At 60.6% G+C, this 26,239-nt stretch carries 22 protein-coding genes and 4 pseudogenes; 13 read left to right on the top strand and 13 right to left on the bottom strand.

What is annotated here, in order from left to right; translation table 11 throughout:
- Positions 1 to 426: 426 nt before the first annotated feature.
- The 5 genes from WN982_RS37100 to WN982_RS37080 form a co-directional block, all read right to left on the bottom strand.
- The gene (locus WN982_RS37100) at positions 427 to 690 is read right to left on the bottom strand and encodes a DUF4148 domain-containing protein (RefSeq protein WP_341316940.1); all 264 of its coding nucleotides are present in this window, start codon (positions 688 to 690) and stop codon (positions 427 to 429) included.
- A gap of 291 nt (positions 691 to 981) precedes the next feature.
- Positions 982 to 2,166, bottom strand: coding sequence for a phosphate ABC transporter substrate-binding protein PstS (pstS, locus tag WN982_RS37095; protein ID WP_341316939.1), 1,185 nt, complete (start codon positions 2,164 to 2,166; stop codon positions 982 to 984).
- A gap of 167 nt (positions 2,167 to 2,333) precedes the next feature.
- Positions 2,334 to 2,999, bottom strand: a complete 666-nt coding sequence (locus tag WN982_RS37090; RefSeq protein WP_341316938.1) for a response regulator transcription factor — start codon at positions 2,997 to 2,999, stop codon at positions 2,334 to 2,336.
- A complete protein-coding gene (locus WN982_RS37085) occupies positions 2,980 to 4,650 on the bottom strand; it encodes an MASE1 domain-containing protein (protein WP_341316937.1) in 1,671 nt (556 codons plus the stop codon). Before WN982_RS37085 ends, WN982_RS37090 begins: the two co-directional genes overlap by 20 nt.
- Positions 4,651 to 4,994: 344 nt before the next feature.
- The gene (locus WN982_RS37080; RefSeq protein ID WP_341316936.1) at positions 4,995 to 5,432 is read right to left on the bottom strand and encodes a MerR family transcriptional regulator; all 438 of its coding nucleotides are present in this window, start codon (positions 5,430 to 5,432) and stop codon (positions 4,995 to 4,997) included.
- 70 nt (positions 5,433 to 5,502) lie between these two features.
- Here WN982_RS37080 and WN982_RS37075 point away from each other — a divergent pair, with 70 nt between their 5' ends.
- From WN982_RS37075 to WN982_RS37060, 4 genes and pseudogenes are all read left to right on the top strand, one after another.
- On the top strand, positions 5,503 to 6,738 hold the full coding sequence (locus tag WN982_RS37075) for an NADH:flavin oxidoreductase/NADH oxidase family protein (RefSeq protein ID WP_341316935.1): 1,236 nt from the start codon (positions 5,503 to 5,505) through the stop codon (positions 6,736 to 6,738).
- A 303-nt stretch (positions 6,739 to 7,041) separates the two neighbouring features.
- Positions 7,042 to 7,433, top strand: a pseudogene (locus tag WN982_RS37070) (hypothetical protein).
- 219 nt (positions 7,434 to 7,652) lie between these two features.
- Positions 7,653 to 9,821, top strand: a complete 2,169-nt coding sequence (gene katG / locus WN982_RS37065; protein WP_341319548.1) for a catalase/peroxidase HPI — start codon at positions 7,653 to 7,655, stop codon at positions 9,819 to 9,821.
- Between the two features lie 103 nt (positions 9,822 to 9,924).
- A complete protein-coding gene (locus WN982_RS37060) occupies positions 9,925 to 10,323 on the top strand; it encodes a hypothetical protein (RefSeq protein WP_341316934.1) in 399 nt (132 codons plus the stop codon).
- A 476-nt stretch (positions 10,324 to 10,799) separates the two neighbouring features.
- Here the strand turns inward: WN982_RS37060 and WN982_RS37055 are convergent, their stop codons facing one another.
- Together WN982_RS37055 and WN982_RS37050 are read right to left on the bottom strand one after the other, a co-directional pair.
- Complete coding sequence (locus WN982_RS37055) at positions 10,800 to 12,377, bottom strand: DUF3300 domain-containing protein (RefSeq protein ID WP_341316933.1); 1,578 nt, start codon at positions 12,375 to 12,377, stop codon at positions 10,800 to 10,802.
- A gap of 625 nt (positions 12,378 to 13,002) precedes the next feature.
- Entirely contained in the window at positions 13,003 to 13,614 is a 612-nt protein-coding gene (locus WN982_RS37050) for a helix-turn-helix domain-containing protein (RefSeq protein WP_341316932.1), read from the bottom strand.
- A gap of 204 nt (positions 13,615 to 13,818) precedes the next feature.
- On the opposite strand from WN982_RS37050, the gene WN982_RS37045 reads away from it, so the two are divergent.
- From WN982_RS37045 to WN982_RS37030, 4 genes and pseudogenes are all read left to right on the top strand, one after another.
- Positions 13,819 to 14,406 (top strand): isochorismatase family cysteine hydrolase, encoded by a 588-nt coding sequence (locus tag WN982_RS37045; RefSeq protein ID WP_341316931.1) that lies wholly within the window; start codon positions 13,819 to 13,821, stop codon positions 14,404 to 14,406.
- Between the two features lie 18 nt (positions 14,407 to 14,424).
- Complete coding sequence (locus tag WN982_RS37040) at positions 14,425 to 14,961, top strand: hypothetical protein (RefSeq protein WP_341316930.1); 537 nt, start codon at positions 14,425 to 14,427, stop codon at positions 14,959 to 14,961.
- A gap of 36 nt (positions 14,962 to 14,997) precedes the next feature.
- Positions 14,998 to 15,147: pseudogene (locus WN982_RS37035) on the top strand (transposase); the annotation flags it as partial.
- A 379-nt stretch (positions 15,148 to 15,526) separates the two neighbouring features.
- Positions 15,527 to 15,934: a hypothetical protein gene (locus tag WN982_RS37030; RefSeq protein ID WP_341316929.1), complete on the top strand. Its 408-nt coding sequence runs from the start codon at positions 15,527 to 15,529 to the stop codon at positions 15,932 to 15,934.
- A gap of 535 nt (positions 15,935 to 16,469) precedes the next feature.
- On the opposite strand, the gene WN982_RS37025 is transcribed toward WN982_RS37030, so the two are convergent.
- The gene (locus WN982_RS37025; RefSeq protein WP_341316928.1) at positions 16,470 to 17,369 is read right to left on the bottom strand and encodes a LysR family transcriptional regulator; all 900 of its coding nucleotides are present in this window, start codon (positions 17,367 to 17,369) and stop codon (positions 16,470 to 16,472) included.
- Between the two features lie 151 nt (positions 17,370 to 17,520).
- Here WN982_RS37025 and WN982_RS37020 point away from each other — a divergent pair, with 151 nt between their 5' ends.
- On the top strand, positions 17,521 to 18,552 hold the full coding sequence (locus WN982_RS37020; protein WP_341316927.1) for an NAD(P)H-quinone oxidoreductase: 1,032 nt from the start codon (positions 17,521 to 17,523) through the stop codon (positions 18,550 to 18,552).
- Positions 18,553 to 18,829: 277 nt separating this feature from the next.
- On the top strand, positions 18,830 to 19,627 hold the full coding sequence (locus WN982_RS37015) for a substrate-binding domain-containing protein (RefSeq protein WP_341316926.1): 798 nt from the start codon (positions 18,830 to 18,832) through the stop codon (positions 19,625 to 19,627).
- A gap of 100 nt (positions 19,628 to 19,727) precedes the next feature.
- Here the strand turns inward: WN982_RS37015 and argC are convergent, their stop codons facing one another.
- Positions 19,728 to 20,657 carry an N-acetyl-gamma-glutamyl-phosphate reductase gene (gene argC / locus WN982_RS37010; protein WP_341316925.1) on the bottom strand — a complete coding sequence of 310 codons (930 nt, stop codon included), beginning with the start codon at positions 20,655 to 20,657 and terminating at the stop codon, positions 19,728 to 19,730.
- 127 nt (positions 20,658 to 20,784) lie between these two features.
- On the opposite strand from argC, the gene WN982_RS37005 reads away from it, so the two are divergent.
- Positions 20,785 to 21,669, top strand: coding sequence for a LysR family transcriptional regulator (locus WN982_RS37005; protein WP_341316924.1), 885 nt, complete (start codon positions 20,785 to 20,787; stop codon positions 21,667 to 21,669).
- 141 nt (positions 21,670 to 21,810) lie between these two features.
- Here the strand turns inward: WN982_RS37005 and WN982_RS37000 are convergent.
- Positions 21,811 to 22,226, bottom strand: a pseudogene (locus WN982_RS37000) (heme-binding protein).
- A gap of 669 nt (positions 22,227 to 22,895) precedes the next feature.
- On the opposite strand from WN982_RS37000, the gene WN982_RS36995 reads away from it, so the two are divergent.
- Both WN982_RS36995 and WN982_RS36990 read left to right on the top strand, forming a co-directional pair.
- Positions 22,896 to 23,129, top strand: a complete 234-nt coding sequence (locus WN982_RS36995) for a hypothetical protein (protein WP_341316923.1) — start codon at positions 22,896 to 22,898, stop codon at positions 23,127 to 23,129.
- A 116-nt stretch (positions 23,130 to 23,245) separates the two neighbouring features.
- Entirely contained in the window at positions 23,246 to 23,479 is a 234-nt protein-coding gene (locus WN982_RS36990; RefSeq protein ID WP_341316922.1) for a hypothetical protein, read from the top strand.
- Positions 23,480 to 23,977: 498 nt separating this feature from the next.
- Here WN982_RS36990 and WN982_RS36985 read toward each other — a convergent pair.
- From WN982_RS36985 to WN982_RS36975, 3 genes and pseudogenes are all read right to left on the bottom strand, one after another.
- Positions 23,978 to 24,229, bottom strand: a pseudogene (locus WN982_RS36985) (cupin); the annotation flags it as partial.
- 245 nt (positions 24,230 to 24,474) lie between these two features.
- Positions 24,475 to 25,245: an ATP-binding cassette domain-containing protein gene (locus WN982_RS36980; RefSeq protein WP_341316921.1), complete on the bottom strand. Its 771-nt coding sequence runs from the start codon at positions 25,243 to 25,245 to the stop codon at positions 24,475 to 24,477.
- Positions 25,245 to 26,234 (bottom strand): ABC transporter permease, encoded by a 990-nt coding sequence (locus WN982_RS36975; RefSeq protein ID WP_341316920.1) that lies wholly within the window; start codon positions 26,232 to 26,234, stop codon positions 25,245 to 25,247. Before WN982_RS36975 ends, WN982_RS36980 begins: the two co-directional genes overlap by 1 nt.
- Between the last annotated feature and the right edge of the window lie 5 nt (positions 26,235 to 26,239).

Below are 26,239 nucleotides of genomic sequence, written 5' to 3'. Positions count from 1 at the left end.
GACACTGACGATCAAGCCCGCATCCTGTGTGGCGACCGGCAGTCCGTAGTATGTGGACCGCTCCGGCTTGCCGGGCAGATGCGTCAGGTCGGCGCCCGGGTCAGGTGTTTTCACCACCGGGTCGAAAGGTCCGAGGATCTGGTCAGGGGTGCGCGGCGGCGTCGACTGCGCAAGCGCGAATCTGAACGGAGCGCACGCGCCGATCGCGCCAAAAACTGCGGCTATCCGCAGCACATCCCGACGATGCAATCTCCCGTTCGTGTTCATCGTTGTGCCGCTCGCCATGGTCCTGCTGCCGCCCGGCTTGAGTCCTGCCATTCTCCCGGACCATGGCCCCCGCTCCAATTGTTGACGTCGTCTCCCGGGACGTTGTGCGGCGCGCACCGTACGGCATTGCGCGTTGCGCAACACGTCCCGTGCATCTGCTCACTGTCCGCCGTAGAGCGCGTTCAAGCGATCCAGCGTGCCGTCCTGCTGGGCGCGCTGCAATTCCTGTTTGACCTCCGCGCGAGTCTTGCCACGGAGGGCACCGCTCCCGCTACTGCCCACGGACGTACCGCCGACGGCGTCCGACGTCATAGCTGCGTTGCTGTCGGAGGCCGTGCTGGATGTGTCAGTGGTGTCACCCGCATAGGCGAGCGTGGTGCACAACGTCAATGCGGCTATAGGGATCAAAGTCAGAGTCTTCATCGTATTCTCCTGCAGGGTGCATGACATGCCCGACGCCAATCGAATCACGCAGTTTGCGCCGGGATTTCGTGCCGCCTCGAAAGGCATCAAAGGTTCTTGCGAGGACGCGGCACGCTCTTGCAATACCAGGGCAGAATGTCCTTTATTCTCGAGTTATCTCCTTTTTTGCATCTCCTGCAACTTACTGCCTGGGTGTTTATGGATGTTCTGCTGGTTGTTCTCGCCGGAACGATTGTGGAATTATTTGTCGGATCTTTAAGCAGAACGTCGGTGTAACTTACGCAAGCCAACTCAAGGCTCCGTCCGGATGGGCAAGTCATATCTCCCGCGGCCCATCATGCTTGTCCGGCTCTTCGGCGAGCCGACGGCGGCGACTCCGATGACTTGCCCGTTGGTCAGGTTCTGGGCCCAATACGCTTCTATTTCCCCGACTAAGTCCGGCGGCGGGGTGCCGTAATTTTCAGCGGCTGCCTCTCCCCGACCCGCGATGAGGGCCCACCGGAAGAGCGCTAGCGCAGCGTTCGCGCCAGCCTTGTCCTTGGAGTCGGCTTTCATCAAGATGAATACGACACCAGGAATCGGCCAGGCTTGGTCGCCCGGCGGATTGGTGACGATTTGGTAGAAATCGTCCTCACGACCCCAAGCCACTGTTTCCACCGCAGCCTTGAAACTCGCGGCCGACGGCTCGACAAACGCGCCACTTTTATTCTGAACGATCGCATAGGCCAGGTGCGCCGGCGTGGCGTAGGCCAGTTCGACATAGCCGATCGCGCCCTTGATCCGCTTGACATATGTGGCGACGAGCTGGCTGTTCGTGGCGTTGATTCCCACGGGCCATTTGACCGTCAGGCCGCTGCCCACCTGCTCGCGCCATTGCGCACTCACCGCGCACAGGTAGTTCGTCAAGTTGAAGGTCGACCCGGAGCGATCGCCGCGATGCACCACGACGATTTTCAGATCAGGGAGCGCAAGGCCGGGATTGACCGCCCTGATGGCCGCGTCGTTCCATTCGGTGATCTTGCCCAAGTAGATGTCCGCCAGCAGCGCACCCGTCAAGCGAAGCTGTCCTGCGGCAATGCCATCGAGGTTGACCACCGGCACGAGGCCGCCCGCCGCCACCGGAAATTGGATGAGTCCAAACGCGCGCAATTCGTCTGGTTTCAGCGGCATGTCCGAGGCGCCGAAATTCACCTTAGCCGCTTTCAGCTGATCAATGCCGTTCCCCGAGCCAATGGGATGAAAACTCACCTGCTGGCCGGTTTTGTCGTAATAGGAGGCGGCCCACTTCTGCACCAGGGGATCGAAGAAGCTCGAGCCGGCGCCCGTGATTCCTCCTTCCGCCTGCGCTGCCAACGCTTGGCTCGCGACGATGCACGTAACCGCGATACGTCGAAACACCGGCCATAGGTCGCGGGCCGTTCCGGAAATGAGTGCGGAGATCAGAACGACAACGGTTCGCTGGAATTTGGTGTTCATGGCGGCGACCCCCATTGAGCTTTTGGGTTGCGCCTGCCCACCTCGCCCAAGAATTGCGGCACGCCGGCAGGTACCACTGCACTGTATGCGCTGACCACATGCGCATGAATAAGGCAACCTTCCTAAACGAGGCTAGGGGATTGCCTTATTCAGTGACTGGGCTCCGCCTATTGGCTCTCGATCCACTGAATTGCGAAGCGCATCAGCTCCTTGCCGTTACGGATATTCAGCTTTTCTTTGATGTTGGCTTGGTGTGCCTCGATGGTCTTGACGCTCCGATTCAGTTTCGCGGCGATTTCGCGGGTACTGAAGCCGAGTCCGATCAGGTGCAGGACCTCGAATTCCCGTTCCGAAAGGCTCGCAATTGGGCCCGCCGGCATTTTTTGGGGACCCGCAAGGGACCGCGCCAGCTTTTCATGCATGGCGGCGCTCAAATAGATATTGCCTGCCAGCACTTCGCGGATAGCGCTCACGACATGCTCTGTGGCCTCGAGTTTCATCAGATACCCGTTTGCCCCGGCCCGTAGTGCGCGTTCGGCAAACAGGCTTTCGTCATGCATGCTGAGGACGAGGATTGCCAAATTTGGGTAGCGGTGGCGGAGGGTCTTGACAAGATCCACGCCGGAGTCCGATTGCAGACTGATGTCCACAATGGCCATGTCGGGCTGGCAGGCCATCGCCGCCAAGGCTTCTTCGGCGCTGCCGGCCGCACAGCAGACGTGCAGGTCCCCTTGCAGATTCAGCAAGTGCGTCATCCCCTCCCGGATGATGGGGTGGTCATCCACGATCAGAATTTGAGTTGCACGGCCAGGGCTAGACGATTTCCCGTGCATGGCCCGGACCCTCCGGTAGCGGATAGCTGATGGCGACCGTGGTGCCACCCAAAGCATTGCGGGCCACCGTGCAAGAGCCGCCCAGAAGGCTCGCCCGGTGACGCAGGTTGTGAAGTCCCAGTCCTGAGGCACGCTCCATTTGTTCCGGGCCGACGCCCAGCCCGTCGTCACTGATTGAAAGCGTCTGCAAACCGCCTATGCGCTCCAGGTCGATCCAAATGTGACGGCCTTTGCTATATTTCAGCGCGTTGTTGACTGCTTCCTGTGCCGCACGGTACAGGTTGATCTGCGTCGGCGGATCCAGTAAGTCCACATCTGGCCTGATCCGGAGCACGCAGTCTATGCCATTAAGCGTGCGAGCCGTCTCCGCCAGCGCATGAAGTGCGGCCGCAAGGCCACCATATTCCATGGCGACCGGGTCCAGGCCATGGGCAATCCTGCGGGTCATCAAGGACGCCTGCTTCACCAATCCGACGATGGTAGCGGCATCGGCGGCGGCCGGGTGGCCCTGCGTCTGCAGTTTCTGATTCAAGGCGGCGCTGTACAGACCCAGGCTGGTCAGGTGTTGCCCAAGTCCGTCATGCAGTTCCCGGCCGAAGAGTCTCTGCTGCTGATCGCCGATCTGGATCAGTTCTCCTTCCAACACACGGCGCCGCGCCATCTCCTCCTTTAGTTCATTGTTTGTCTTCTCCAGGTCTTCGGTTCGCTCCTGGACGCGCCGTTCCAATTCGATGTGGGATGCCTGTAGCAGGCTATGGACGCGCCGCTCCTGAGCACGTGCCGCCACCAGCAGCAGTCCGGTTACCGCCACGACGTTCGCAAAGGTGCACCACCTTACGAGGCTATCCACCGGAGATTCGGCGGCGAAGGGGCCCGTGCCGTGGGTGGTACCCCAGATGGCCACGACTGAGACCATCAAGGTCGCGATGCTGGTGCCCAGGTGATCGAAGCGCAGAGCCGCCCAGATAATGAACGGAAAGATCGCCAAGGCTGCAGGATAGTAGCCGTGACCGGCAAGTTGCGGGGCGTCGAAGATGAGGTAACTCACCCAGAAGGTCGCAATGGTCAGTCCACACGCTTCTACGGTCTGCTCCGCGGAGCGGACAGGGTTCGAATACGTGAGGAAGCTGAACAGGGGCGGGGCCACGACCAGGACCCCCATCATGTCACCGAGCCACCATTTCAGAAAGGCTGCGCCGTACTCGGTGACCGGCACCAGGCCCGCTCCGAATAAAGCGGTCGCGCCAATTAGCGCACTCACTGCCGTACTGAGCGCCGCAGCCAGGACGATGAGGGCTAACACGTCCTTGATGCGATTGAGGGTGATCTGGAATCGGGCTACGCGGTTCAACAGTATTGCTGCCGTCAAGGCTGCAACTGTAGCGCCTGCGCTAATCGCCGCGGCCACGGGCAAGGGCACGCCCACGGACACGTTGGCCACGAAGGAGCCAATGACGATTCCGGGGGCAATTTCGAAGCCCAGAGCGAGCAGCGCAACAAGGGCGATGCCGCTGGAAGGCCACACCAGAGACACTGCGCCGCCCACTATCGCATAAGCAAGACCTACTTTTGCGCCTGCGTAGTACGCCAATGCCACAAACCCGGTGCGCAGCAAGAGCCTAAACCTGGAATTGCCCCGAATGATGACCATGGTTCGCTTCAAACCCTTTACGCGAGCGATGACCCACGCGTCCCGGCACAGCCCGCAAGCAGCAATCCTGATGAACCTATCTATATGGCGAATTTGAGGCCGGGATGACGTAGGTCTCACTCCTCATATCAAGACGACCAAAACTACCACTATCAACCAACGTCAGAATTCTTCTGCGCGCCATCGCACATACGAAGGATCATCGTGGCGGTATAGGGTGAGTCCGTTCAGGCTTGGTGACGGCCATCCGCCTGACAGGAAACGTGTGGAACGTTGAGTTATTACGAGTCGCCCGTCCCTGTATCACGTGCGCGTATCTCTATCTCGGGCAGCCTTGCCGCGGGCTATCGGGCGCTACGTTTTGATCGGCGCGACGGTTCCTGCTGCTGTGCCAGGAGGCGATTGGCCAACTCCACGCCATCGACACAATCTCCCGCAGCCCAAGCTTCGCTGAGCGTGGTGCGAAGCGTGCGTAGCGTCTTTCGTTGCGCACGCAGGGCGGTCATGAGCTGCTTGATCTCGTCGAGCCGCGTATCGAGATTGCGCAGCAAATCCTCTTTCGGACAATCCTCGTCACTGGCCAGGGCCTCACGCAGTTTGTCGAGCGGGAAGCCCAGATTCTGCGCCAGCTGCACCATGCGCAGGCGCCCGATGGCCGTGTCAGAGTAGACGCGATAACCGTTGGCACTGCGCTCCGGTGCGGGCAGCAAGCCGCTCTGCTCATAAAAGCGGATGGCTGACGGCGCGAGGCCGGTTTTTTCCGCCAGTTCGCCGATTCTCATGACGCTTGACCTTCAAGTTGACTTGAATCTTAGTATAGCGGCATCGCTCATCATGCACACTGACTTCGCCATGACTACATCGCTGTTTACACCCGTGCAGTTGCCCAACGGCAGCTTGTTGCCCAACCGTCTAGCCAAAGCGGCGATGGAAGAAAATCTTGCCGACGCGGGGCAGCTACCTGGCGAGACCATCCACCGCCTATACCGCTCGTGGGCCGAAGGTGGCGCAGGTCTTATCGTCACCGGCAACGTGATGATCGACGGCCGGGCTCTGACCGGGCCTGGCGGGATTGTGCTTGATGCCAATACGCCCCTTGCACCGTTCACGCGATGGTCACAAGCGGCACGCAGCAACGGTGCACAGGTGTGGATGCAGATCAACCATCCGGGCCGGCAGGTGCGGGCGGCGATGGGCGGCAAGGCGTGGGCGCCCTCGGCTGTCCCGTTGGCGCTCGGCAAACACAGCAAGCTGTTCGCGCAGCCGAGCGCCATGAACGAGGACGAGATCAGCGAGACCATTGGCCGCTTTGTGGCGACGGCGCACGCTGCCGAGCAGGCGGGGTTCACAGGCGTAGAAATTCACGCCGCGCATGGTTATTTGATCTCGCAGTTCCTTTCGCCGCTGACCAATCGCCGCTCCGACCGTTGGGGAGGCGATCTTGCCAATCGTGCCCGCCTGCTGCTGGAAGTGGTGCGCGCGGTACGCGCAAGGGTCTCACCGGGTTTTTGCGTGGCCGTCAAACTGAACTCCGCTGACTTTCAGCGCGGTGGCTTTTCGGAAGAGGACGCCCGGCAAGTCGTGCTGTGGCTGAATGAACTGCCGGTTGACCTGGTCGAGCTATCCGGGGGCAGCTATGAAAGCCCCGCGATGCAGGGCAACACCGCCGACGGCCGCACCCTCGCGCGCGAAGCCTATTTCCTCGAATTCGCCAGGGATCTGGCTGGCGTCGCCGCGATGCCTGTCATGACCACCGGCGGCATCCGGCGCCGCGCTGTGGCCGAGCAGGTGCTGAACAGTGGCGTCGCAGTCGTAGGCATGGCTACGGCGCTCGCCGTGATGCCCGATCTGCCTGCGCGCTGGCGGTCAGGCGCGGATCTGGGTGCGCACATTCAGCCGATTGAGTGGCGCGACCGGGCACTCGCGGGGCTCGCCCGCATGGCACTCGTCAAACGCCATCTGCGTATGCTCGGCGCAGGACGTGCGGCACCTGTCCAGTATTCCGCTGTCTTGACGTTGATCCTCGATCAACTGCGCACGCGCCGGCTGACGCGGCGTTATCGGCAATGGAAGCAGGAGCACGCATGAAGCGTCAAATGCGTGACGGGGAACCTGGAGAAACACCGGCTATGGGAGAAGCATGTTTGTAGCGCAGGCATGACTGAACATGACTTATTACCTGCATAGCAGATGGGCGCCGGATCGAAATGTCCGTGGCGAGTGTCCGATCTTGACGCAATAGCCGGCCAGTCATTTCGCTTGATAGGCAGAGACGGGTCAACCTGAGCCGGTTGTCATCCGGCTCCGTCCGGCCACAATCAGCCATTCGACATCGGCATTCAGATCGTTGAAAAACTGTTGCAACTCCTCCGACGAAACCAAAGCTAACCCATGGCCGATATGAATGAGTCGACGCAGTCGATCGGACGTGAAGCGTATGGCGAGTTTGCCGAGCGCTACGCAGAAGCCGTTACGACAAAGCCACACAATGCGCTCTACGAACGCCTCGCGACAATCTCGCTCCTCGGCGATGTCATCGGTTTGCACGTTCTCGATGCGTGATGCGGGCCCGGTATATGCAGCGAGCAGGTCAGGTTTCGGTGAGCCGAAGCCGTACGCGCAAGCCTATCGTCGTCCTCTTTCCGACATTCTGAACGGAAACCGAGAGCAGCTGGCTGTTGGATCGCTTTGTCGAACCTCGACCGCTCGCCGAGATGCAGAACGTCTCGGAACGCTTGCACGCGGAGCTCTCACAAGCCCCAGCATACTGCGCGCCGCTTTAGCGATTAATTCGATTGCTTTCCCCTATCGCATTGATCGTTAAATTTCAACGGTCTAGGTTTGATTTTCTGCCGGCAGAAAACTACACCAGGAGGTGTCATCTCGAAAATTTGCTGCCACGGTCCATGGAGGATGATATGTCTGACAAGCGACACACCGGAAGTGTTAGCGAAAGCGAAAGCCCTGCCATCCCCGCGCCAACTCCAAAGGTCAGCCGACCGATGAGGAACGAGGATTGGTGGCCGAATCAGCTGGATCTTTCGGTGCTTCACACGCACTCGCACCTGTCCTGCCCGTTGGAAGAGGAGTTCGACTATGCCGAACAGTTCAGGAGTCTTGATGTCGAGGCGCTGAAGCAGGACCTCATCAAGCTCATGACCACATCCCAGGATTGGTGGCCGGCCGACTACGGCCACTACGGGCCCTTGTTCATCCGCATGTCCTGGCATGCCGCCGGCACGTATCGCATCGCCGATGGTCGCGGCGGCGGCGGCGAGGGCCAGCAGCGGTTTGCGCCGCTGAACAGTTGGCCGGACAACGCCAATCTCGACAAGGCGCGCCGGCTGCTCTGGCCCATCAAGCAGAAGTACGGCCAGAAGATTTCTTGGGCCGATCTGCTGATCTTGGCCGGCAATGTGGCTTATGAATCGATGGGCTTCAAGACCTTCGGCTTCGGTTTTGGCCGGCCCGACGTCTGGGAGCCCGAAGACATTTTTTGGGGTCCGGAGGACACGTGGCTGGGGGACGAGCGCTACAGCGGCGACCGGGAACTCGCCAAGCCGCTCGCCAACGTGCAGATGGGCCTGATCTACGTCAATCCCGAGGGACCGGGGGGCAACCCCGATCCGCTCGCTGCGGCCAAGGACATCCGCGATACTTTTGGCCGCATGGCTATGAACGACGAAGAAACCGTTGCGCTCATCGTGGGCGGCCACACGGTCGGCAAGACGCATGGTGCTGCGCCGGCGGTAGGGAATGTCGGCCCGGAACCAGAGGGCGCCTCGATCGAGGAGCAAGGCCTAGGCTGGAAGAACAAGTTCGGCAGCGGCAAGGGTTCCGATGCGATTACCAGCGGGCTTGAAGGCGTATGGACCAACAATCCGACCAAATGGGACAACGGGTTTCTGGAGAACCTGTTCAAGTACGAGTGGGAGCTGACGACGAGCCCTGCGGGCGCGAAGCAGTGGACGCCCAAGAATCCCGAGGCGAACGACACTGTGCCCGATGCACACGAGGCGTCCAAGCGGCACGCGCCGACGATGCTGACGACAGACCTGTCGCTGCGAATGGATCCGATTTACGGGCCGATTGCGAAGCGCTTCTACGACAACCCAGACCAGCTTGAGGACGCGTTTGCCAAAGCCTGGTTCAAGTTGCTTCACCGCGACATGGGTCCCCGCTCACGCTATTTGGGCCCCTGGGTCCCGGAGGCGCAGCTTTGGCAAGACCCGATACCACCCGTCGATCATGAGCTGGTCAGCGAACAGGATATCGTCGCCCTCAAGCGCACGGTCCTCGACTCTGGTTTGTCCGTCCCTGAATTGGTTTCCACAGCCTGGGGTGCTGCCGCCAGCTTCCGTGGCACCGATAAACGTGGTGGTGCCAACGGCGCGCGGATTCGCCTGGCGCCGCAAAAGGATTGGGAGTCCAATGAGCCGCCGCGGCTGGCAAAGGTCCTGACAGCCCTTGAGCGCATCCAGAAAGACTTCAACGGCTCGCAGTCCGGCGGCAAGAAGGTTTCGCTCGCCGATCTGATTGTCCTCGGCGGGTGCGCTGCCGTCGAGGAAGCGGCCGGAAAGGCTGGATACAAAATTAGCGTCCCGTTCGCGCCGGGTCGCACCGATGCCTCGCAGGAACAGACGGATGAGAGCATCTTTGATGTGCTCGAACCGATCGGCGACGGGTTCCGCAACTATTTCCGAGCGGAAGACCCTGTGTCGCCGGAGACCCGTCTGCTGGACCGGGCCAACCTCTTAAAGCTGACCGCGCCCCAGATGACGGTTCTCGTCGGCGGCATGCGCATGCTCGGTGCAAACCACGGGCAATCGAAGCACGGCGTGTTCACCGACAAGCCGGGCACGTTGAGCAACGACTTCTTCGTGAACTTGCTCGACATCGGCACAGCGTGGAGACCTTCCGTCTCGGACAAGAACGTGTACGAGGGCAATGATCGCACTACGGGCAAGACCAGGTGGACAGCGACGGCTGCCGACCTCGTCTTCGGGGCGCATTCTCAATTGCGCGCGCTGGCCGAGGTCTACGCGTGCGACGACGGGAAGGAGAGATTCGTGCGCGACTTCGTGGCGGCGTGGAACAAGGTCATGAATCTCGATCGCTACGACCTGCTCGGCCGGGGAAACGGTCGACGCGCGGTTGCAGCCGCGCTCTAAACGAGTGTGACGACACCGCTGCAGCAAGCGTGGGCGCACCTCCCGAGGGTCGCCTGCGCCTCGTTGCTCGGGCGCGTCGCTCAACATCATGTGAGGCAAGTCCATGGATCAAGACACCGCGAACCTGATCGCTCGCCTCAACTCGGTTGCTGTCTCCGTGGAGGACTTGATTCTTGCGAGCCACGAAGTTCATAACCTTCCGCCTGAGAAACGGAATTGGGAGGGGCGGACGAGCTGCGTTGCGCGTCTCTTTAAAGGGCAACATTACAAGGCGTTTGCGGTTCATTCCAGGCTGCAAGCCGTGGCTGCCCTTATCACAAGCGGCAAACTCCCTCCGGCCCTTGTCGCTGAAATGAGCGAGGGCGGCCGAATGGTCGCTGAACCGATATTTACTGCTGCTGCGAAAGAACCAATTCTCTTTACGGAGAAGGAGCCGTTCTTCAATACCGAATCCTTTATTGAGGCTGTACTCCGACACAGTGGCGCGGAGGGACATGCCTAACCGCCTTGCCGATTACACGGCGGGAGATTATTTCAAATCGGACCCGCGGCGCCGATCTTCCAGACAGCGCAGGACGCGCTAACGTGATCGCAGTGCACGTTTACGGTTAGCAGCAGTGGACGGCGCTTCGGGTCGCTGGTACTGGGTATTGAACGTCCGTTTCGGAGTGAGACGACAGTCCGTTGTGGGTGGTCGTGGGCAGCCATTGTCTTCACTCGTTTCTCTTTTTCTGAGTGATTTCTTCTCTTGTCTCCGATTTGCACGTCCGTTCATGGACGCGCTTCTTTTTCTCCTCGACGACTCTCGATCAGCCTGATCTGTTCATCAGCTTCTGCAACCCGATTTCGGAGGACGTGTGAACGCGCGGATCCGATCCGGGCTGCCGCTGCCCGTCAATCGTCGCAGGTTCGATACGTCAGACGCCTGTGCCGGATGTGCTGTTCGTGGTTGTCCGCAGGCGGCCGATATGCCGCTCTTCAGTGTGTCCTGGCGCCGTCCGACATCGCCGGCCGCGCCACCCCGCCTGCAGGACGGAATACGGGCGCTTGTATGCCGCTGACGCGTCCGGGCATGGCTGGCGCCTGCATGCCAAGGCCGCGACCGGACGGTACGAAGCCTGGCGCGACGTGCGGCACCACCACAGCGGTTGGCCGCGGCATCTGCGCTGGAGGCGCCCGCAGTACTTGAGGCGCCTGTACGTGGGGCACCTGCGGTGGCTGAGGTACCTGTGCGCGGGGCGCCGTCCATACCTGAGGCGTCTGCGCGTGAGGCACCTGCGGTGGCTGAGGTACCTGTGCGCGGGGCGCCGTCCATACCTGAGGCATCTGCGCGTGAGGAACCTGTGGCGCCGGCGTCACCTCTGCGCGGGGCGCTGTCCACACCCGAGGCGTCTGCGCATGAGGACCCTGCGGTGACTCGGGCACCTGTGCGCGGGGCGTCGTCAATACCTGAGGCATCTGCGCATGAGGACCCTGCGGCGCCGGCACCGGAGCCGCCTGCGGATAAGCGCTCCCCCGCATCCCCGCGACGGCCGGCACGGTGCGCGATGAAGGAACGGCCAACGCTGCCGGATTTCCGCGCGAGGCCGGGCGCGCATCCGGCGACGCGGCGTTCGACGCAAACCGGCTCTGCACGACCGGGTCGCGGTACGGAACGCCGTGCCGATGCCACGGATCGTGCGTCCACTCGACTCCCGACGGCCGATGGTGGCGGTCCAGGTCGGCGAAGCGGTCGCGGTCGAGGTCGATGTGGTGCCGATGCCAGTCACAATGCTCCCAACCCCACAGCGGAACGACTACGGCTACGCTCACCCAGCCAAAGCCGAACGGACCGGGCACCGCGTTGTAGAAGTTATTTGGGAAATAGTAGGGTGGATAAGCGGGATAAGGCCAGGCGCCATAGGCGACCGTCGGGTTGTAGACCGGAACGTAGACGGTGTCCGCGCTGGCGGGCTGAATCGTGATGTCCTGCCCGACCTGGTTGACCGCCTCCTCCGGTATCGACTGCAGCGTGCCTGCCGCCTGCGCACGCTGGCGAAGGCGCTGGATCGAATCCATGACCGCCGGCTGGCTGGCCAGAAAGGCGTCGCCAATGCGCTCGGTCCACTCGAGGTTGTCATCGAGCATCTTCAGCACCTGTGGAAACGGCACGAGCGACTTCACACTCGGATCCCAGGGCTGCTGCTCGAGCGCGTCAGTCAACTGCCCGCCCTGAAGCGCCGCGTTGCCCGGCTGCTGAACCCAGCGATCGGCTTCGACGACTTCCAGCGGATAGGTCGCCGCCATCAGGATCTGGGCGACCAGCGGATCAGGATAGAGCGCGATCGGCGCGAGCGTTTGATCGAGCTGCTCTGCCGTCAACGGCGCGGCGGCCTGCGGCGCCGGCTGGACCTCGCTCTCACCATGCACTCCCGATGATGCTCCGAGGATCAGGCTTGCCAGCATCCCGGCGAGAATCCGGAACATGGTCGACTTCATCTTCCCTCCTCGCAAGGCGCGATCCACGCAGATCGGCTGCGGATCGCCCTCGAACCAGACATCGCTGGTCTGTTGCACTTTTGACTCCGTTCGAACGTGCGAATTCGCGAACGCGGGGCAACTGCACGGTCGAAATCGTTACCGCTGTTACAGTTCCACGGAAAGAACGATCGGGACGGGCGGCAAATTCCATCGCCGCCCGCGCGATCGGGTTCCAACGCGGGGATTGCGCCGTTGTCAGGGCGATTACATTGGGATGTTGGGATGCGCGGTGCGCAGCGTCGAACGCTCGAGGTCGGACCGAATCGTGAGTGACGCCCGGCCTGCGGCGCCCTGCGCGCCGGGTGCCGAAACGAGAGGCGCGCGTCTAGCTACAACTGGTTGTATATGAATGGCACTTCCACGCCGAAAGGGGATCTCCGTTCTGCAAGACAGTGAACGGCGGATCGATTACGGCCGACTGCATCGGGCAGTAGTCGGCCAGAAGCTGACGACCGAATCGGTCTTCCGGCAAGCCTGTGCGCGTCGCTTGCGCGTCCGAAAGCAGACATCAAAACGGCTGTGTGACGAGTTCGCCTGAAGCTATCGCACTCCAGCACGCGAAGCAACTAGCGCAGCCACAGTCCGATTTTCCTCATGCGGGCCCGATCTCGTAGGGCACCGGCGTTCCACGTCCCGAAAGCCAGCGGGTCCGCATAAAAGGTCAATCCTTCACGGAAACAGAACCGCGCTTTCGCGGCGCGCGCTTTTCGCTTTCCGTTTTCAACGCGACCTCGGCACGCTTTGTTTGCGGCGTGCGGTTGGAAACCTGAATGCGCCGTCCTGCCGCAAAGGCTTCCGCGCGAGCGGCACGCTCGGCAGCCCATGCTGGATTTACCTGAGTCTCGACCTGGCTAAAGGTAAACGGCAGATCCGCTTCTTCGGGTTGCCAATCGATGCCGATGACCGCACCGGTTCGACGATGCTTCATCGTCACAGCGCCTTCAGCCTTCGGATCCAGCCCGCAGTGCCGCATTCCCCACAAACGAAGGGTCAGCATCATTCCGTCAAGCTCACGCGCCTTGTCGGTGATGCAGTAGGAGTGCCGCCTGGGTCGCTCCTGATAGACCCGACGCTCGATGAGCCCGTTGTCCTCCATTGATTTGAGGCGCTGGGTAAGCAGGTTGGGCGACATCCCGGTCTGTGCCTGAATGCCGTCGAAGCGATCATTCCCCATCCTCAGCTCGCGCAGGATCAGGATCGTCCAGCGATCCGCAATGATGGCAGCCGCGCGAGCGAGGGGGCAAAGCGTCTCGCCAGTAGTCTGTTGTTTCATCTTGATCTCTCGCAGAACCCTGCATTGTGAACCTGTCGGCTCTGCAATCCAAGATCGCCACCGTTCGCCGATCCCACGTTATGTCCTTTACAAATTTAGTGACTTCAAATATTGTAGCAACTGGATCATCTAACCAAAGGGACATCCGGTATGGCAAACCAGTCGAACTCCGAGCTGACGTACGAACCTGAGCTGACGGGGCTGTTGATCGTCGATCCCTACAACGACTTCCTGTCGGAGGGCGGCAAGCTCTACGAACTCAGCCGCACGACCCTCGAGGCGAACAATGTCGTCGAGCATATGCGGCAGGTCCTCGCTGCAGCTCGTGCAGCCGACGTGCAGGTCTTCATCGCGCCCCACCATCGTTGGCGTGAAGGTGATCTGCACAGTCATTGGAAGACGACACCGCCTATCGGCGCGGCCGCTGCCAAGGGACGCAGTTTCGCGGACGGAACCTGGGGTGGAAGCTTTCACCCCGATTTCGAGCCGCGTCCCGGTGAGGTCGTCGCGCAAGAACATTGGCTCTCAAGCGGATTCGCCAACACGGATCTCGACCTCCAGCTCAAGAAGCACGGTGTGCGCAAGGTCATCGTGATCGGCATGCGCGCTAACACGTGCATCGAGTCCACCGTGCGCTTTGCCGCCGAGCTCGGCTACGAAGTCACGCTAGTGAAAGACGCCATCGGCAGCTTCGGTCACGCCGAGATGGACGCCTCGCTGCAGTTCAACTTGCCGGCTTACGCGAACGCCATTGTCTCGACCGGCGAGATCGTCGCGAAGCTGTCAGTTTGACAATCCGGAGATCGACAAGTGACCGATGAAGTCATCGCCAAATCGGTGGCTGAAGCCACCATTCATGCGCCGCTTGCGTCCATCGATCTGACCGAATGGGTCTTCACGCTGACCGATAGCGAATATCAGGCCTGTTCGAAGAATCACATTGCGGCGGCTGCAACGCTCACCCCTGAGGGCAAGCGTATGTCCATCAATGTGGAGCGCGTTGGCAATCTGATGGTGCAGCACTATGTCGAGGACATCGCAGCGCGAAGCCATTGTCGTCTCGTGTCGTTGTCGGACTCAATCGGTCCGGACATTGGCAGCTGCGTCAAGATCGTCGTGATCTGGTCTTTCAACGTCGACGCTATCGATGCGGACACGACGAAGTTGACTAACAGCGTTGAAGTCCGCTCCGCCCCGGGCTATCTCGAGGTGCTGGAGAAGCGTGGTGTGCCTTTCGCCAAGGCAAGCGAGTTCGCGCAGCAGGCTTTAACCGCGCACAATGCCGAGGAGACACCCCTGTTCGCCAAGGACATCGAGGGTAAAGCTCTTGCCAAACGGTGGGGGTGAGATAGCGCCTGTCAGGTCGCATTCGATGAGCGCGGCGTGACCTTCCGCTGGAAGGACTACTGCGCGAAGGGACACACCCGCTACAAGACCATGACGCTCGAAGCCGGCGAGTTCATGCGCCGCTTCCTGCTGCACGTGCAGCCCAGCGGCTTCCATCGCATCCGTCACTACGGACTTCTGGCCAACCCGGTGCGCCGATGATCGTCATCGATATCCTCCAGCGCACCGCGCCCATTCGCGCACCACCCATGCCGCGAGGCGAGACATGAGCGCAACGCTTCCTGGACGTGCAACCCGATCGTCGGCTCTGCCAAAACAAGCAACCTTTATGCGCGGATCGTCTTACAAAGTAAAGCGCTGCTTGCCGGCCCGTTAGAGGCATTCCATCCGGACCCTCGGCGTCAGCCCCGACCATTGTCATCTGTTCGGCAAAGAAGACCGGGCGTTCGAGCGGAGGATTGTGGAGGTGCTGTCCGTTGCGTGATTCCGGTTACTTGCGCGTACCACCTCCGTGCGATCCGCTCGCTCCCGACGGCTGAAAGTCACTGCCGAAGCCACTTGAGTCGTGCCCGCCGCCGTGGCCTCCGGCGTGCGCTTCGCCGTGTCCGCCGCCTGCCATGGCGCCACCGTGATGAAAGTCACGATCATGGTCATGGCCGCGATGAAAATCGAAGTCACGGTCACGGTCATGGTCATGGTCATGGTGGTGATGGTGATGGTGAAAGTGGTCGATATCGACAAAGCCGAGAAAGCCTCCTTCGTACAGGGGGTACCCATAGCCGGGACCGCAGTAATATTCAGCGCCCGCAGGATTGGTCATCATGTACTCCTGATCACAGGAATTCATCGATGTGTCGTAAGGCGCCGCGGCACAGCCGCCCAGCAACGCGGCTGCAAATACCCCCGTCAAAGGGGGCAAAATCATGTGCTGCACGGTAAGACCTCATCTAATGCGGCGGAACGACTCCGCTAAAGATTTAGACCGCGGCGGGGCACGCATGTCCGGGGGCGTGCAGGGGAAATTCGTTACCGCGTGTGACAAAAGGAGGCCGCCAAGCCCCTCAGGCCCCGCATTTTCTCTTCGCTCCCATGTGAGCAACTGCTTACGCTTCAAGCGCTGCGCGCGCAAACCTCGTTTGTCACGAGCCCCGGACAGATAGGGGTCTAGCCGAACTGCGGTAAAACGGCATGGATTTGCCGGTTTATATAACCCAGACGCTTATGATAGGAATTCGGCGTACTTTGTTCATCCGCCGTCAAGCATCTCTGTCGCAGAACGCAATAAGTTTGTCACCGCGCGTGGCCGGGGCGCGCGGTCAATGGGTACCGCGATGGCTCCGTCGTGCGTTGAACGATCAAGCTGCGGCCCTACCCCTGACCGCAGGTTTCCAGCGGCGAGTAACGCCTTAGTGCGGCCATGAGGCGACGGTCGCGATGTCGCGTTGAACAGCTGACATTCTGCATAAATCGGCCGCTCGGGCATGTAACGCGACACCCAGCATCCGCAGCTAAGTCGTGCGTGACTCTTTTGTGTGGTTTGTGTGAGCTTCGAACGCGGAGACGATGCCGTCAATCATTGCTGCGATGCGCGCGGTATGCCGAAGGTCTTGATGCGTGACGAGCCAGATTTCGTAGACCGCCCCACGTGCGGGTTCCGGCCATATCTGCACGAGTCCGTCGTGTTCAGCCAGATGTATCGGAAGCTCACCGATGCCGATGCCGGCCTTTACCGCGGTACGCAGCATGAGGCTGGAATTGAAGGTCGATACGATGCGCCCCGCGTGTACCGGTTCGCCAGCAAGAGTCGGTGATCGATTACCGGTCCAGTTTCCCTGATAGACGACAAGATCGTGGCCCGCGAATGCGGAGCCAGCGGCGGGCTTGCCGTGCTGCTCGAGATAAGCATTCGATGCAAAGAGCGCCATGGGCCAGCGAGCCAGGCGCCGCGCGACGAGATCGGGATTGTCCGGCCTGACAGACCGGACCGCGATATCCGCTTCACGCTTTGCCAGATTCAGCATGCGCGTCGACGTGTCCAGCAGGACGCGCACTTCGGGATGCGCAGCATGCAGGCGTTCGATGGCGGGAAGCAGGAAGTCGAGCGCGATCGAGTCGGTACTGGTGACTCTTACGTCCCCCGCAAGCCGTGTATCCGTGCCTTGAGTTCGTCTGACGAGTTCGTGTGCGGAGCGTTCCATTTTCTCCGCTGATCTCAGCGCGGCCTCGCCTGCGGCAGTCAACGCGTAACCCTCAGAGGTGCGCAGGAAGAGCGTTGCACGTAGGGCGTGCTCTAGTGCCGCAATCCGTCTGCCGACCGTCGCCTGATCGAGATTGAGCGTCCTGGCCGCTCCACGGAGCGTTTTTTCGCGCTCCACCGCGAGAAACACTCGCGCGTCGTCCCAGTTCATCGTGCCGCCCTCCTGATGCAAATTTGCATCTCACCACGTGAATAATGCTGCACGTATTCATCAATGTCGATGCCTATACTGAACGCAAGAGTTCCTCGTTCAATGATCCGCCCGGATCAATCGAGCCTCATCTATAGAAGGAGTGGTATCCATGTCTGCTTCAACTTATCGTGTGCCGTCGTCCATGACGGCCATTGAGATCAAACAGCCCGGCGGCCCTGAGGTCATGGTGCCGACTACGCGCCCGGTGCCGATGCCGGCCGCCGATCAGGTTCTGATCCGCATCCACGCGGCTGCCGTGAACGGCCCCGACGTTTTCCAGCGCAAAGGGCTGTATGATCCACCCCCCGGCGCTTCGGACATTCCAGGGCTGGAAGTGGCAGGTCAAGTGGTTGCCGTCGGCTCCGACGTGTCCCAATTCCGGATCGGCGAACTGGTGTGTGCATTGATTCCCGGCGGTGGCTACGCAGAATATGCCGTCGCGCACGCCTGCAACACGATGCATATCCCCAAAGGCCTGACGTTGGTGGAAGCGGGGGCTATGCCCGAAACGTTTATGACGGTATGGCTGAACCTGTTCCAGCGCGGCAAGCTGGTTGCCGGCGAATCGGTGTTGATCCATGGCGGCGCGTCAGGTATCGGTACCACGGCGACCATGCTGGCGAAGGCATTCGGCGCTGCGAAAATCATCACGACAGTTGGCTCGCAGGCGCATCGGGAGGCTAGCCTGGCGCTAGGCGCAGACCTCGCGATTGACTACCGCGAGGAAGATTTCGTCGCCGAAACGAAGCGGTCTACCGATGGAAGAGGCGTCGACGTGATCCTCGACATCATTGCCGGCGACTACGTGGCTAGAAACTATGACGCCGCAGCCATGGACGGACGGATCCTCCAGGTGGGCGTGATCAAGGGGCCGGCGAAGGATCTCAACATCTTGCCGATGCTGACGAAACGTCTGACGCATATGGGCTCAACATTGCGATCGCGCACAGCCGCAGACAAGGCGACCATCATCAATGAACTCGAGCGGCAGGTCTGGCCGCAAATCGAGAGCGGCAAGATCAAGCCGGTTGTCTACAAGACCTTTACGCTTGCCGACGCTCGCGGCGCTCACGAGCTGATCGATTCCGGCACACACTTTGGAAAGATTGTCCTTACGACAGGTGCCGATCTCATTGGCTGAAGCCTGGCTTGCCGGTTTCGTGATGGACGTGAAGAAAAAGCGTTACTTTTAAAGGTCACGATCTGCTCGACGATCGGCCGAAGTCGGTTCGAAAACGGACGGAGGTGGATCGCGCCTGAATGACTCAGACGGGGCGAACAGCGCCCGCGACGGCGGTAGTGAGCTGACAGGTTTGCGGCAGTCTCGCTGCCGCACTCGATGCCGGCTAACATCATGACTGGCATCCGGACTCGATGCATATGCAGACTAGGTCATCCAATCGACATGGGGCGGGGCCGTGAGCATCCGCAAGCTGAGGATTCGTGCACTCGCGTTCTGCGTAGCGGGCGCGTTACTGGGCAGCGGGGTCGCATTGGCAGACGAAGTCAAGGTGATGATTTCGGGCGGGTTTGCGTCAGCCTATCGCGAACTGGGCCCGCAATTCGAGGAGGCGACCGGCCGTAAGCTAATCACCGTCTGGGGGCCCGCGGTGGGTACGGCCGCGAATGCGATCCCTGTGCGGCTTGCGCGCGGCGAGTGGGCCGACGTGCTGATCGTGGTTGGGTATGCGCTCGACGAACAGATCAATGCCGGCAAGGTCTTGCCTGACAGTAAGGTGGACTTCGCACGCTCGGCAATCGGCATGGTGGTTCGCGAGGGGACGCCGAAGCCGGATATCAGCTCGACCGATGCATTGCGGCGAGCGCTGCTCGCAGCGAAGTCGATCGTCTATCCGGACAGCCCGAGTGGCGTCTTTGTCGGCAACGAACTGTTCTGGCGTCTCGGCATCGCGGGGCGGATGGAGAGCAAGAGCCGCATGATTCCGGCCGTGCAGGTCGCCGATGCCGTCGCGAATGGAGAAGCTGAGATCGGACTTCAGCAGGTCGTCGAACTGTTGCCGGTGAAGGGGGTGACGGTGGTCGGCAGTTTGCCCGCAGAAGTGCAGAGGTACACGGTGTTCTCCGGGGGCATCGCCACCAATGCGAAAAATCCAGCCGGCGCAGAGGCGCTGATCCAGTTTCTGTCGTCGCCGGACGCGGCGCCCGCGATTTCGAGGACTGGGCTCGAACCGCTTTCGGCGATGCCTGCGAAATGAGCGAAACGCGTCTCCTATGAGACATTCGACGGCCACGACCAGATTGACAACAATCGTCGGCATATAGGTGCGGCCGAACGTTAGCTCAATCGATTGGCCACTATTGCTGCGTGAGCATCAGGTTCAGGTTCTGAACCGCAGCGCCGGATGCGCCTTTGCCAAGATTATCGAAAACTGCAGATAGCAGCACGTGCCCGTGCTCCATGTTGGGAAATACGCTCAAGCGCATGTCGTTCGTACCGTTCAGCACTTGTGGATTCAGGTGCTTTAAGACGCACGACTCCTGCAGCGGCAAGACATGCACGTGGGCCGCCTCGGCATAGTGCCGCGCGAGGCATGCGTGTAACGCGGCGCCATTCACGTCAGGCGCCAGTAGCCGCAACGCCAAGGGCACTGTCAGCACGATGCCCTGGCGGAACGCACCATACGCAGGGACGAAGATGGGTCGTTGCGCGAGCCTGGCGTGCTGCTGGATCTCCGGGGTGTGCTTATGCGCGAGTTCCAGACCATAGACGTGATAGGAAGGCGCGTTGACGGCGCCCTGCCGCTCATGCTCCTCCACGCCGGCACGTCCGCGTCCCGAGTAGCCGGACACCGCATGAATGCTGACCGGATAGCTGTCTGGTATGAGCCCGGCGTGTAGCAGGGGACGCAGCAGGCCAATCGCACCGGTCGGATAGCAACCGGGATTGGTGACCCGACGTGCGTTCGCGATGCGTTCCGCCTGTCCCGGAGCCATCTCCGGAAAACCGTATGTCCAGTCTGGCTGTGTGCGGTGGGCGGAACTTGCGTCGATTACCCTGACTGCAGGATTGACGATGGTATCCATCGCCTCTCGCGCGGCGTTGTCGGGTAGGCAGAGGATGGCGATGTTGCAGGCGTTGATGGCCTCGGCGCGACGCTTCGGATCCTTGCGTTCCGAAGCGGGAAGCGTAAATAGCTTCAGGTCGCTTCGGTCGCGAAGCCGTTCATGGATTTGCAACCCGGTGGTGCCTTGGTCGCCGTCGATGAAAACAACGGGAGAGCTCATGCGCGAAATACTCCGGTGACTGGGCCACAACAAGTAGAGCGAGCCCCTATCTTCCGCGCACCGCTAGAATAGCGAAAGTTGAATTTCATAACGCTAACATTCAGCTTTTCTGAATCTGGACGCCGACATGCGAGAGATCAGCCTGGACCGCTTGCGCACCCTGGTCGCTATTGCCGACCGTGGCTCATTCGCCGACGCGGCGCGTGCGCTGCACCTGGCGCCGCCAACGGTCAGCCTACACATCGCTGAACTGGAAAACCGCATTGGGGCCCCGCTCCTGTCACGGAAGCGCGGACATGTTCGACCGTCGGCGATAGGCGAGATGTTGGTAGGGCGCGCGCGTCGACTGCTGGCCGACGCGGAGCAGGCGTTGGACGACGTTCACCGCCAGGTGCAAGGGCTCGCCGGACGCGTGCGGCTCGGGGCATCGACCGGCGCGATCGCGCACCTGTTGCCGCAAGCGCTCGAGGTGCTGCGCCAACACCATCCCGCTATCGACATTCAGGTTGCGGTACTCACTTCGCATGAAACGCTAACCCGACTGGCCGATGGAACGCTGGATGTTGGGCTGGTTGCGCTGCCTCAGTCCCCGGTGGCTGGACTCGTAATAAAGCCTTGGCGTCGCGACCCCGTCATGGCCTTCGTGCCGGCACATTGGCGGTGTCCGGCTCGTATCACGCCTGAGTGGCTCGCTGCTCAGTCTCTCATTCTAAATGACACCACCACGCGTCTCTCGCGTCTGACTGCGGAGTGGTTTGCGACTGGCGGTCACCACCCTGCACCGCGCATTCAGCTCAACTACAACGACGCAATCAAGAGTCTGGTCGCGGCAGGTTACGGCGCAGCGCTGCTGCCTCATGAGGCCACTACGCCATTGCCCGACCAGCGCATTGCCATGCGTCCGCTGCGCCCTGCGTTGTGGCGTCGCCTTGGCGTTGCACATCGTGCGGGGTACGTCGAACGTTCCACCCAACACGTACTCGATGTGTTGTGGGATTTCCGATTGGCGTAGGAATTGCCATTTGCCGCCTCGATTCGTTCTCGCTGGAACATTAGCCTATTGCACGCCACGACGAACGAAGAGCCGGTTTGTAGAAGTTTGACCGGCCGAATTGGGTCGCATGCGTCGGCTGCGGCGAACAGTAGCGTCGCACTACTTGATCGTATCCGCGGCGGCCTTACACACAGATGCGTCCTGATCGCCCGTGCCGCCACTACAGCCGATAGCGCCGACAAGCTTTCCTTCTTCTACGAGCGGAAACCCTCCCGGCGATGCCACCAGCCCCGCATCCAGCGTGCTCACGTATGCATGTCCGGTCTCGAACTGGTTGTAGAAGACCCGGGTTTCACGACGAAATCTTGCTGACGTGCGGGCCTTGTTCTGCGATATCGCGATTGACGCATACTCGCGCCGTCCATTCGTTCGAATGCGAGGAGTTCGCCATGCGTGTCGACGACAGCAACGTCCATTTTCCAGTCGTGTTTCTTCGCTTCGGCTTCTGCAATCGCGAGCAGTCTCTTCGCAGTGTCCAGACCAATCGCAGTGCCGTAGGGAATGTCGAATGGCATCTTGTCGGGCGTCCCGCCCGCGGAGGGTTGTGAGGCTGGGGTTTGCGCTGTTGCAGCGGTTGCTATGACGAGGCAGGCTGCGCACGCGATCTGGACGAGGTTTTGCATCACACCATCTCCCATTGGTTGGCCCAAGGCGCGCGCGTTTGCCTATTGCCGGAGTGCTTTGCACGGTGGCCCTTTGCCAACGTAACGCGAGCAGGATTGGCATGCAAGGGTCGCTCGCTCATCACGAACGCAACGCGATTTGCCACACAGTCCCGCTTTCGCCACGCCACGGTACTCACGTTTCAGCTACGGCGATCACAGCGCGCGCGGTCCCGCACAAACCGAATGCCCGACGCGCATCGGCGTTTGACGTGTACGCGACACTGGCCGGGCGGACCACGAACGGCCGCCAAGTCATCTGAAATTGACCTGGACAGACCTGTTGTTCGAAAACAAACAGTCACTGGGAGACATGTTTGTCAAAGCAGGACATCTTTTTCCTCCAGCCCTTCGGAATGCTTCGCAAAAGCTCATGCGAAATATTTATTTTTCTTTGTTTTCATGCGGTTAGGCGATTCTTCAAGGCCCGCGATCTGAGCGTGGCACACCCTATGCGTTTGTGCCTGTGAGCGCAACGAATAGTGCTCTTTCCCAAACCGAAGCAAACCCAGGAGATTTACCATGACCTCGCTGATGATCAAAGACCTCGCACACGCCGAAGAACTGTCCGTCAAGGCCCTCTCCGCTGTACGCGGCGGCAGCAACTACAACGTCGCAAACGTCAACGCTGCGTATGGTGGCGGCTTCGCCAGCCCGGCCGTCGTGGTGGCGCCGGTCACCCAGACCGACACGCACACAAAGGTCGAAATTCCCACTGTCCAGAATTTCGGCGGCCTGCAGTTTGTCGCACTGTGAGTTAAGCAGATTGGAGAGTCCTTCTGACCGGTGATACCGTTCACCCCCGACGGGGACTCTCCACCGCTTGCAACGAATCGCGTTTTCCAAACCGAAGCAAACCCAGGAGATTTATCATGACCTCGCTGATGATCAAAGACCTCGCACACGCCGAAGAACTCTCCGTCAAGGCCCTCTCCGCTGTACGCGGCGGCAGCAACTACAACGTCGCAAACTACAACGCTGCGTATGGCGGCGGCTTCGCCAGCCCGGCCATCGTGGTGGCGCCGGTCACCCAGACCGACACGTACACGAAGGTCGATATTCCCACCATCCAGAATTTCGGCGGCCTGCAGCTTGTCAAGGCATGAGTAGAGGCACGGGAGAGTTGCACCGACGGGATGCGGTCCGATCCTCCGACGTGCGCTCTCCGCGATGTTCACAAGCGAGAGCTGCTCCGACAGGAAATGGCGCGTCGGTCGGTTCTGGCACCCGAATAAAAAATTTTGGGCAACAGGATTCGGTTCAGATCTGAATCGATAGCTTCTCAACAGGGGAGCACATTGTCGGGGTCTGGGCGGTTGGTCCAATCAACGTAGTTCGTTATCCTCTCTGTACGCCGAAAACGGTCGTCAGATTTCCAGGTGTGGAACGGTTGATCAGGGTCGCGTGCCGCCGGTCGCGAAAGCCAGCACGCGGTCAAAAGCGCGGTCGCGGGATGACTAGTGACGCAGACGCTCGCGTCACGTTCAGTGGGCGGTTCTCGCGTGTCGATACTGGTGGGGACCTCCCGCCGCGCTTCTCTGAGGCATATCCATCACACGTCCTTGGCGCTGGACCAGTACACTACCCGCTCCAGCAACATACTTGATGCGCAGGAAATTGGCGCTCAAGCCGGGACCGGTCGCCGGGCCCTGGCAACCCAGTTCTGCCGAAAGGTCAAGCGGCACGACACGCGTTGCGCCATTCGAGTACAGCGAAGGTGAGAAATTGCGGAAGGGCACGCGCGAGATGAGCTTCGCGCCAATCGGATTGGCCGACGAGGTGTACTCGAAGTATTGCGAGTCCCTGGTTGCGGGGGACGTTTCAGCGAGGGTGGCCGGGGAGGTTCTGTTCGACATGGTCTGCTCCGGTGAGTGAGGAAAGCTTCGCGCAGGTCCTGTCATGCGGAGTGGCTTGCGTCGGAAAGCTGAACTCACTTTAGGTGTGCGTCACCGACCACAGAAGTGCCCAACATCGAAATCACTGTTGCAGAAAGAGGTGTACTGTGCGTCCGCTTCGGAGACGTCTGGTTGACCGAATTGGGGTGACTCCGGCCGTTCGGCACAAGACGACGTTGAGCCAGATTCGGTCCGCGCTGAATTTCTCAGTTCATCGTTGTCCGCATCGCCCGATATTCGCGTCGCACGATATCCATCAGCTCCTCGACCGACGTGCTGGCTGCCTCCCGCTGGTAAGTGACCCGTCCGCGCTGCATCAGCATCACACGATCCGCGATGTCGAGCGTTTGCGCGTAGTTGTGCATGATCATGACGATAGACAGACCACCTTTGTTCTTGAGCCGAAGGATCAGGTCGATGATCAGTCCAGCCTCGCGGGCGCCCATCGCGGCGAGCGGTTCGTCAAGCAGCAGTATCCTTGCATTCGAATTGACCGCGCGAGCGACCGCGATAGCCTGTCGCTGCCCGCCAGAAAGCTGCTCGACCGGCAGGTCGACCGAAGGCACGTGCACGCCGATTTCTTCAAGACACTCCGCGGCGCGCTCACGCATTGCGCGATTGTTCAACAGGCGAAACGGCCCTCGACGTATGATTTCCCGGTTCAGGAACATGTTGTGATAGATGCTCAGCGAATTGGCGAGCGCCAGATCCTGGTAGACGCATTCAATGCCGAGTGAACGGGCGTGATCAACGGAGCGAAGCATCGTCTCCTCGCCGCCTACAAAAAGCTTGCCGCTTGTCTGCTGATGAAAGCCAGTCAGAATCTTGATCAACGTCGATTTGCCTGCGCCATTGTCGCCAAGGACGCCAAGGATCTCGCCCTGTCTTAGCGTCACCGTCACACCATCGAGCGCGGTGACCGCGCCGAAACGCTTGACAATATCTTCGCCGCGCAGCACCTCAAGCGCCTCGGACATCACAACTCTCCCTTGCGCGCAAGACGAACCACGTGGATGTTGAAGATCATGGCCCCGAGGATCGCCGCGCCGAGAATCATGTTGAAGGTGAAGGCGTTGATGCCGATCAGCGTGAAACCGTCGTTGAGAATGCCAAGCACCGCCGCACCGATCAGCCCGCCAATGATCGTGCCCGATCCACCGGCGAGGGGCGTGCCGCCAATCACGGCGGCGGCAACTGCAAGAAACATGATCTGATTACCGCCCGCTTGCGGATCGATCGACGTGATACGAAAACCCTCCAGAATCCCGGTAAAGCCGGCAAGCAGCGCGGCGAGAATGAAGTTGCCGAGCTTCAGGCGCCTGACCTGTATCCCCGCTTCGCTAGCGCCCAGCGGATTCGCTCCCGAGGCGATCGTATGCAAACCCCAGCGTGTATGACGAAGCAGCACGTGCATGACTGCGGCAATGGCAAGCGTCCAGATGATCTCGCTGTAACCCCATTCCCCCATGAACGCCGCAAACGCTGAATTCTCCGGCGGCGAAACCGGTGTGCCTCGTGAGATTGTCAGCGTGAGGCCGTTCACGAAGAACAACGTACCGAGAGTCGTCACAAAGGATGGGATGCGCAGGTACACCGTCACTGCACCGTTAATCAGCCCGACGAGGCCTGCTGCAATGACGCCGGTGAGCATCGCAAGCCATGCCGGCAAGCCTGCCTCGAGGGCAAAATGCATGATGAAAGGCGCAAACGCGAAGACCATCCCGGCGGAGAGATCGATCTCCCCACCGATCATCAGCATGATTTCGCCGAAGGCAATGATCGCCACCGGGGCGATGAACTGCGAGAGATTCTGAAGACTCGCGCTGGTCAGCAGGAAGTCATGGTTGACTGTCTCGAAGTAGATGCTGAGGATCAGCGCGACCGCAAAGATGCGAATCTCGCTGGAACGCCCGAGCGCGCTTGACCAGCGCCTCGGAGGTCTAGCGGTTTTTTGAGCGTCCGTCACGGAAG

Origin of the sequence: Paraburkholderia sp. IMGN_8, assembly GCF_038050405.1 — a bacterium.
Taxonomy (GTDB): Bacteria; Pseudomonadota; Gammaproteobacteria; order Burkholderiales; family Burkholderiaceae; genus Paraburkholderia.
This window is presented reverse-complemented; position numbering and strand designations above follow the sequence as displayed.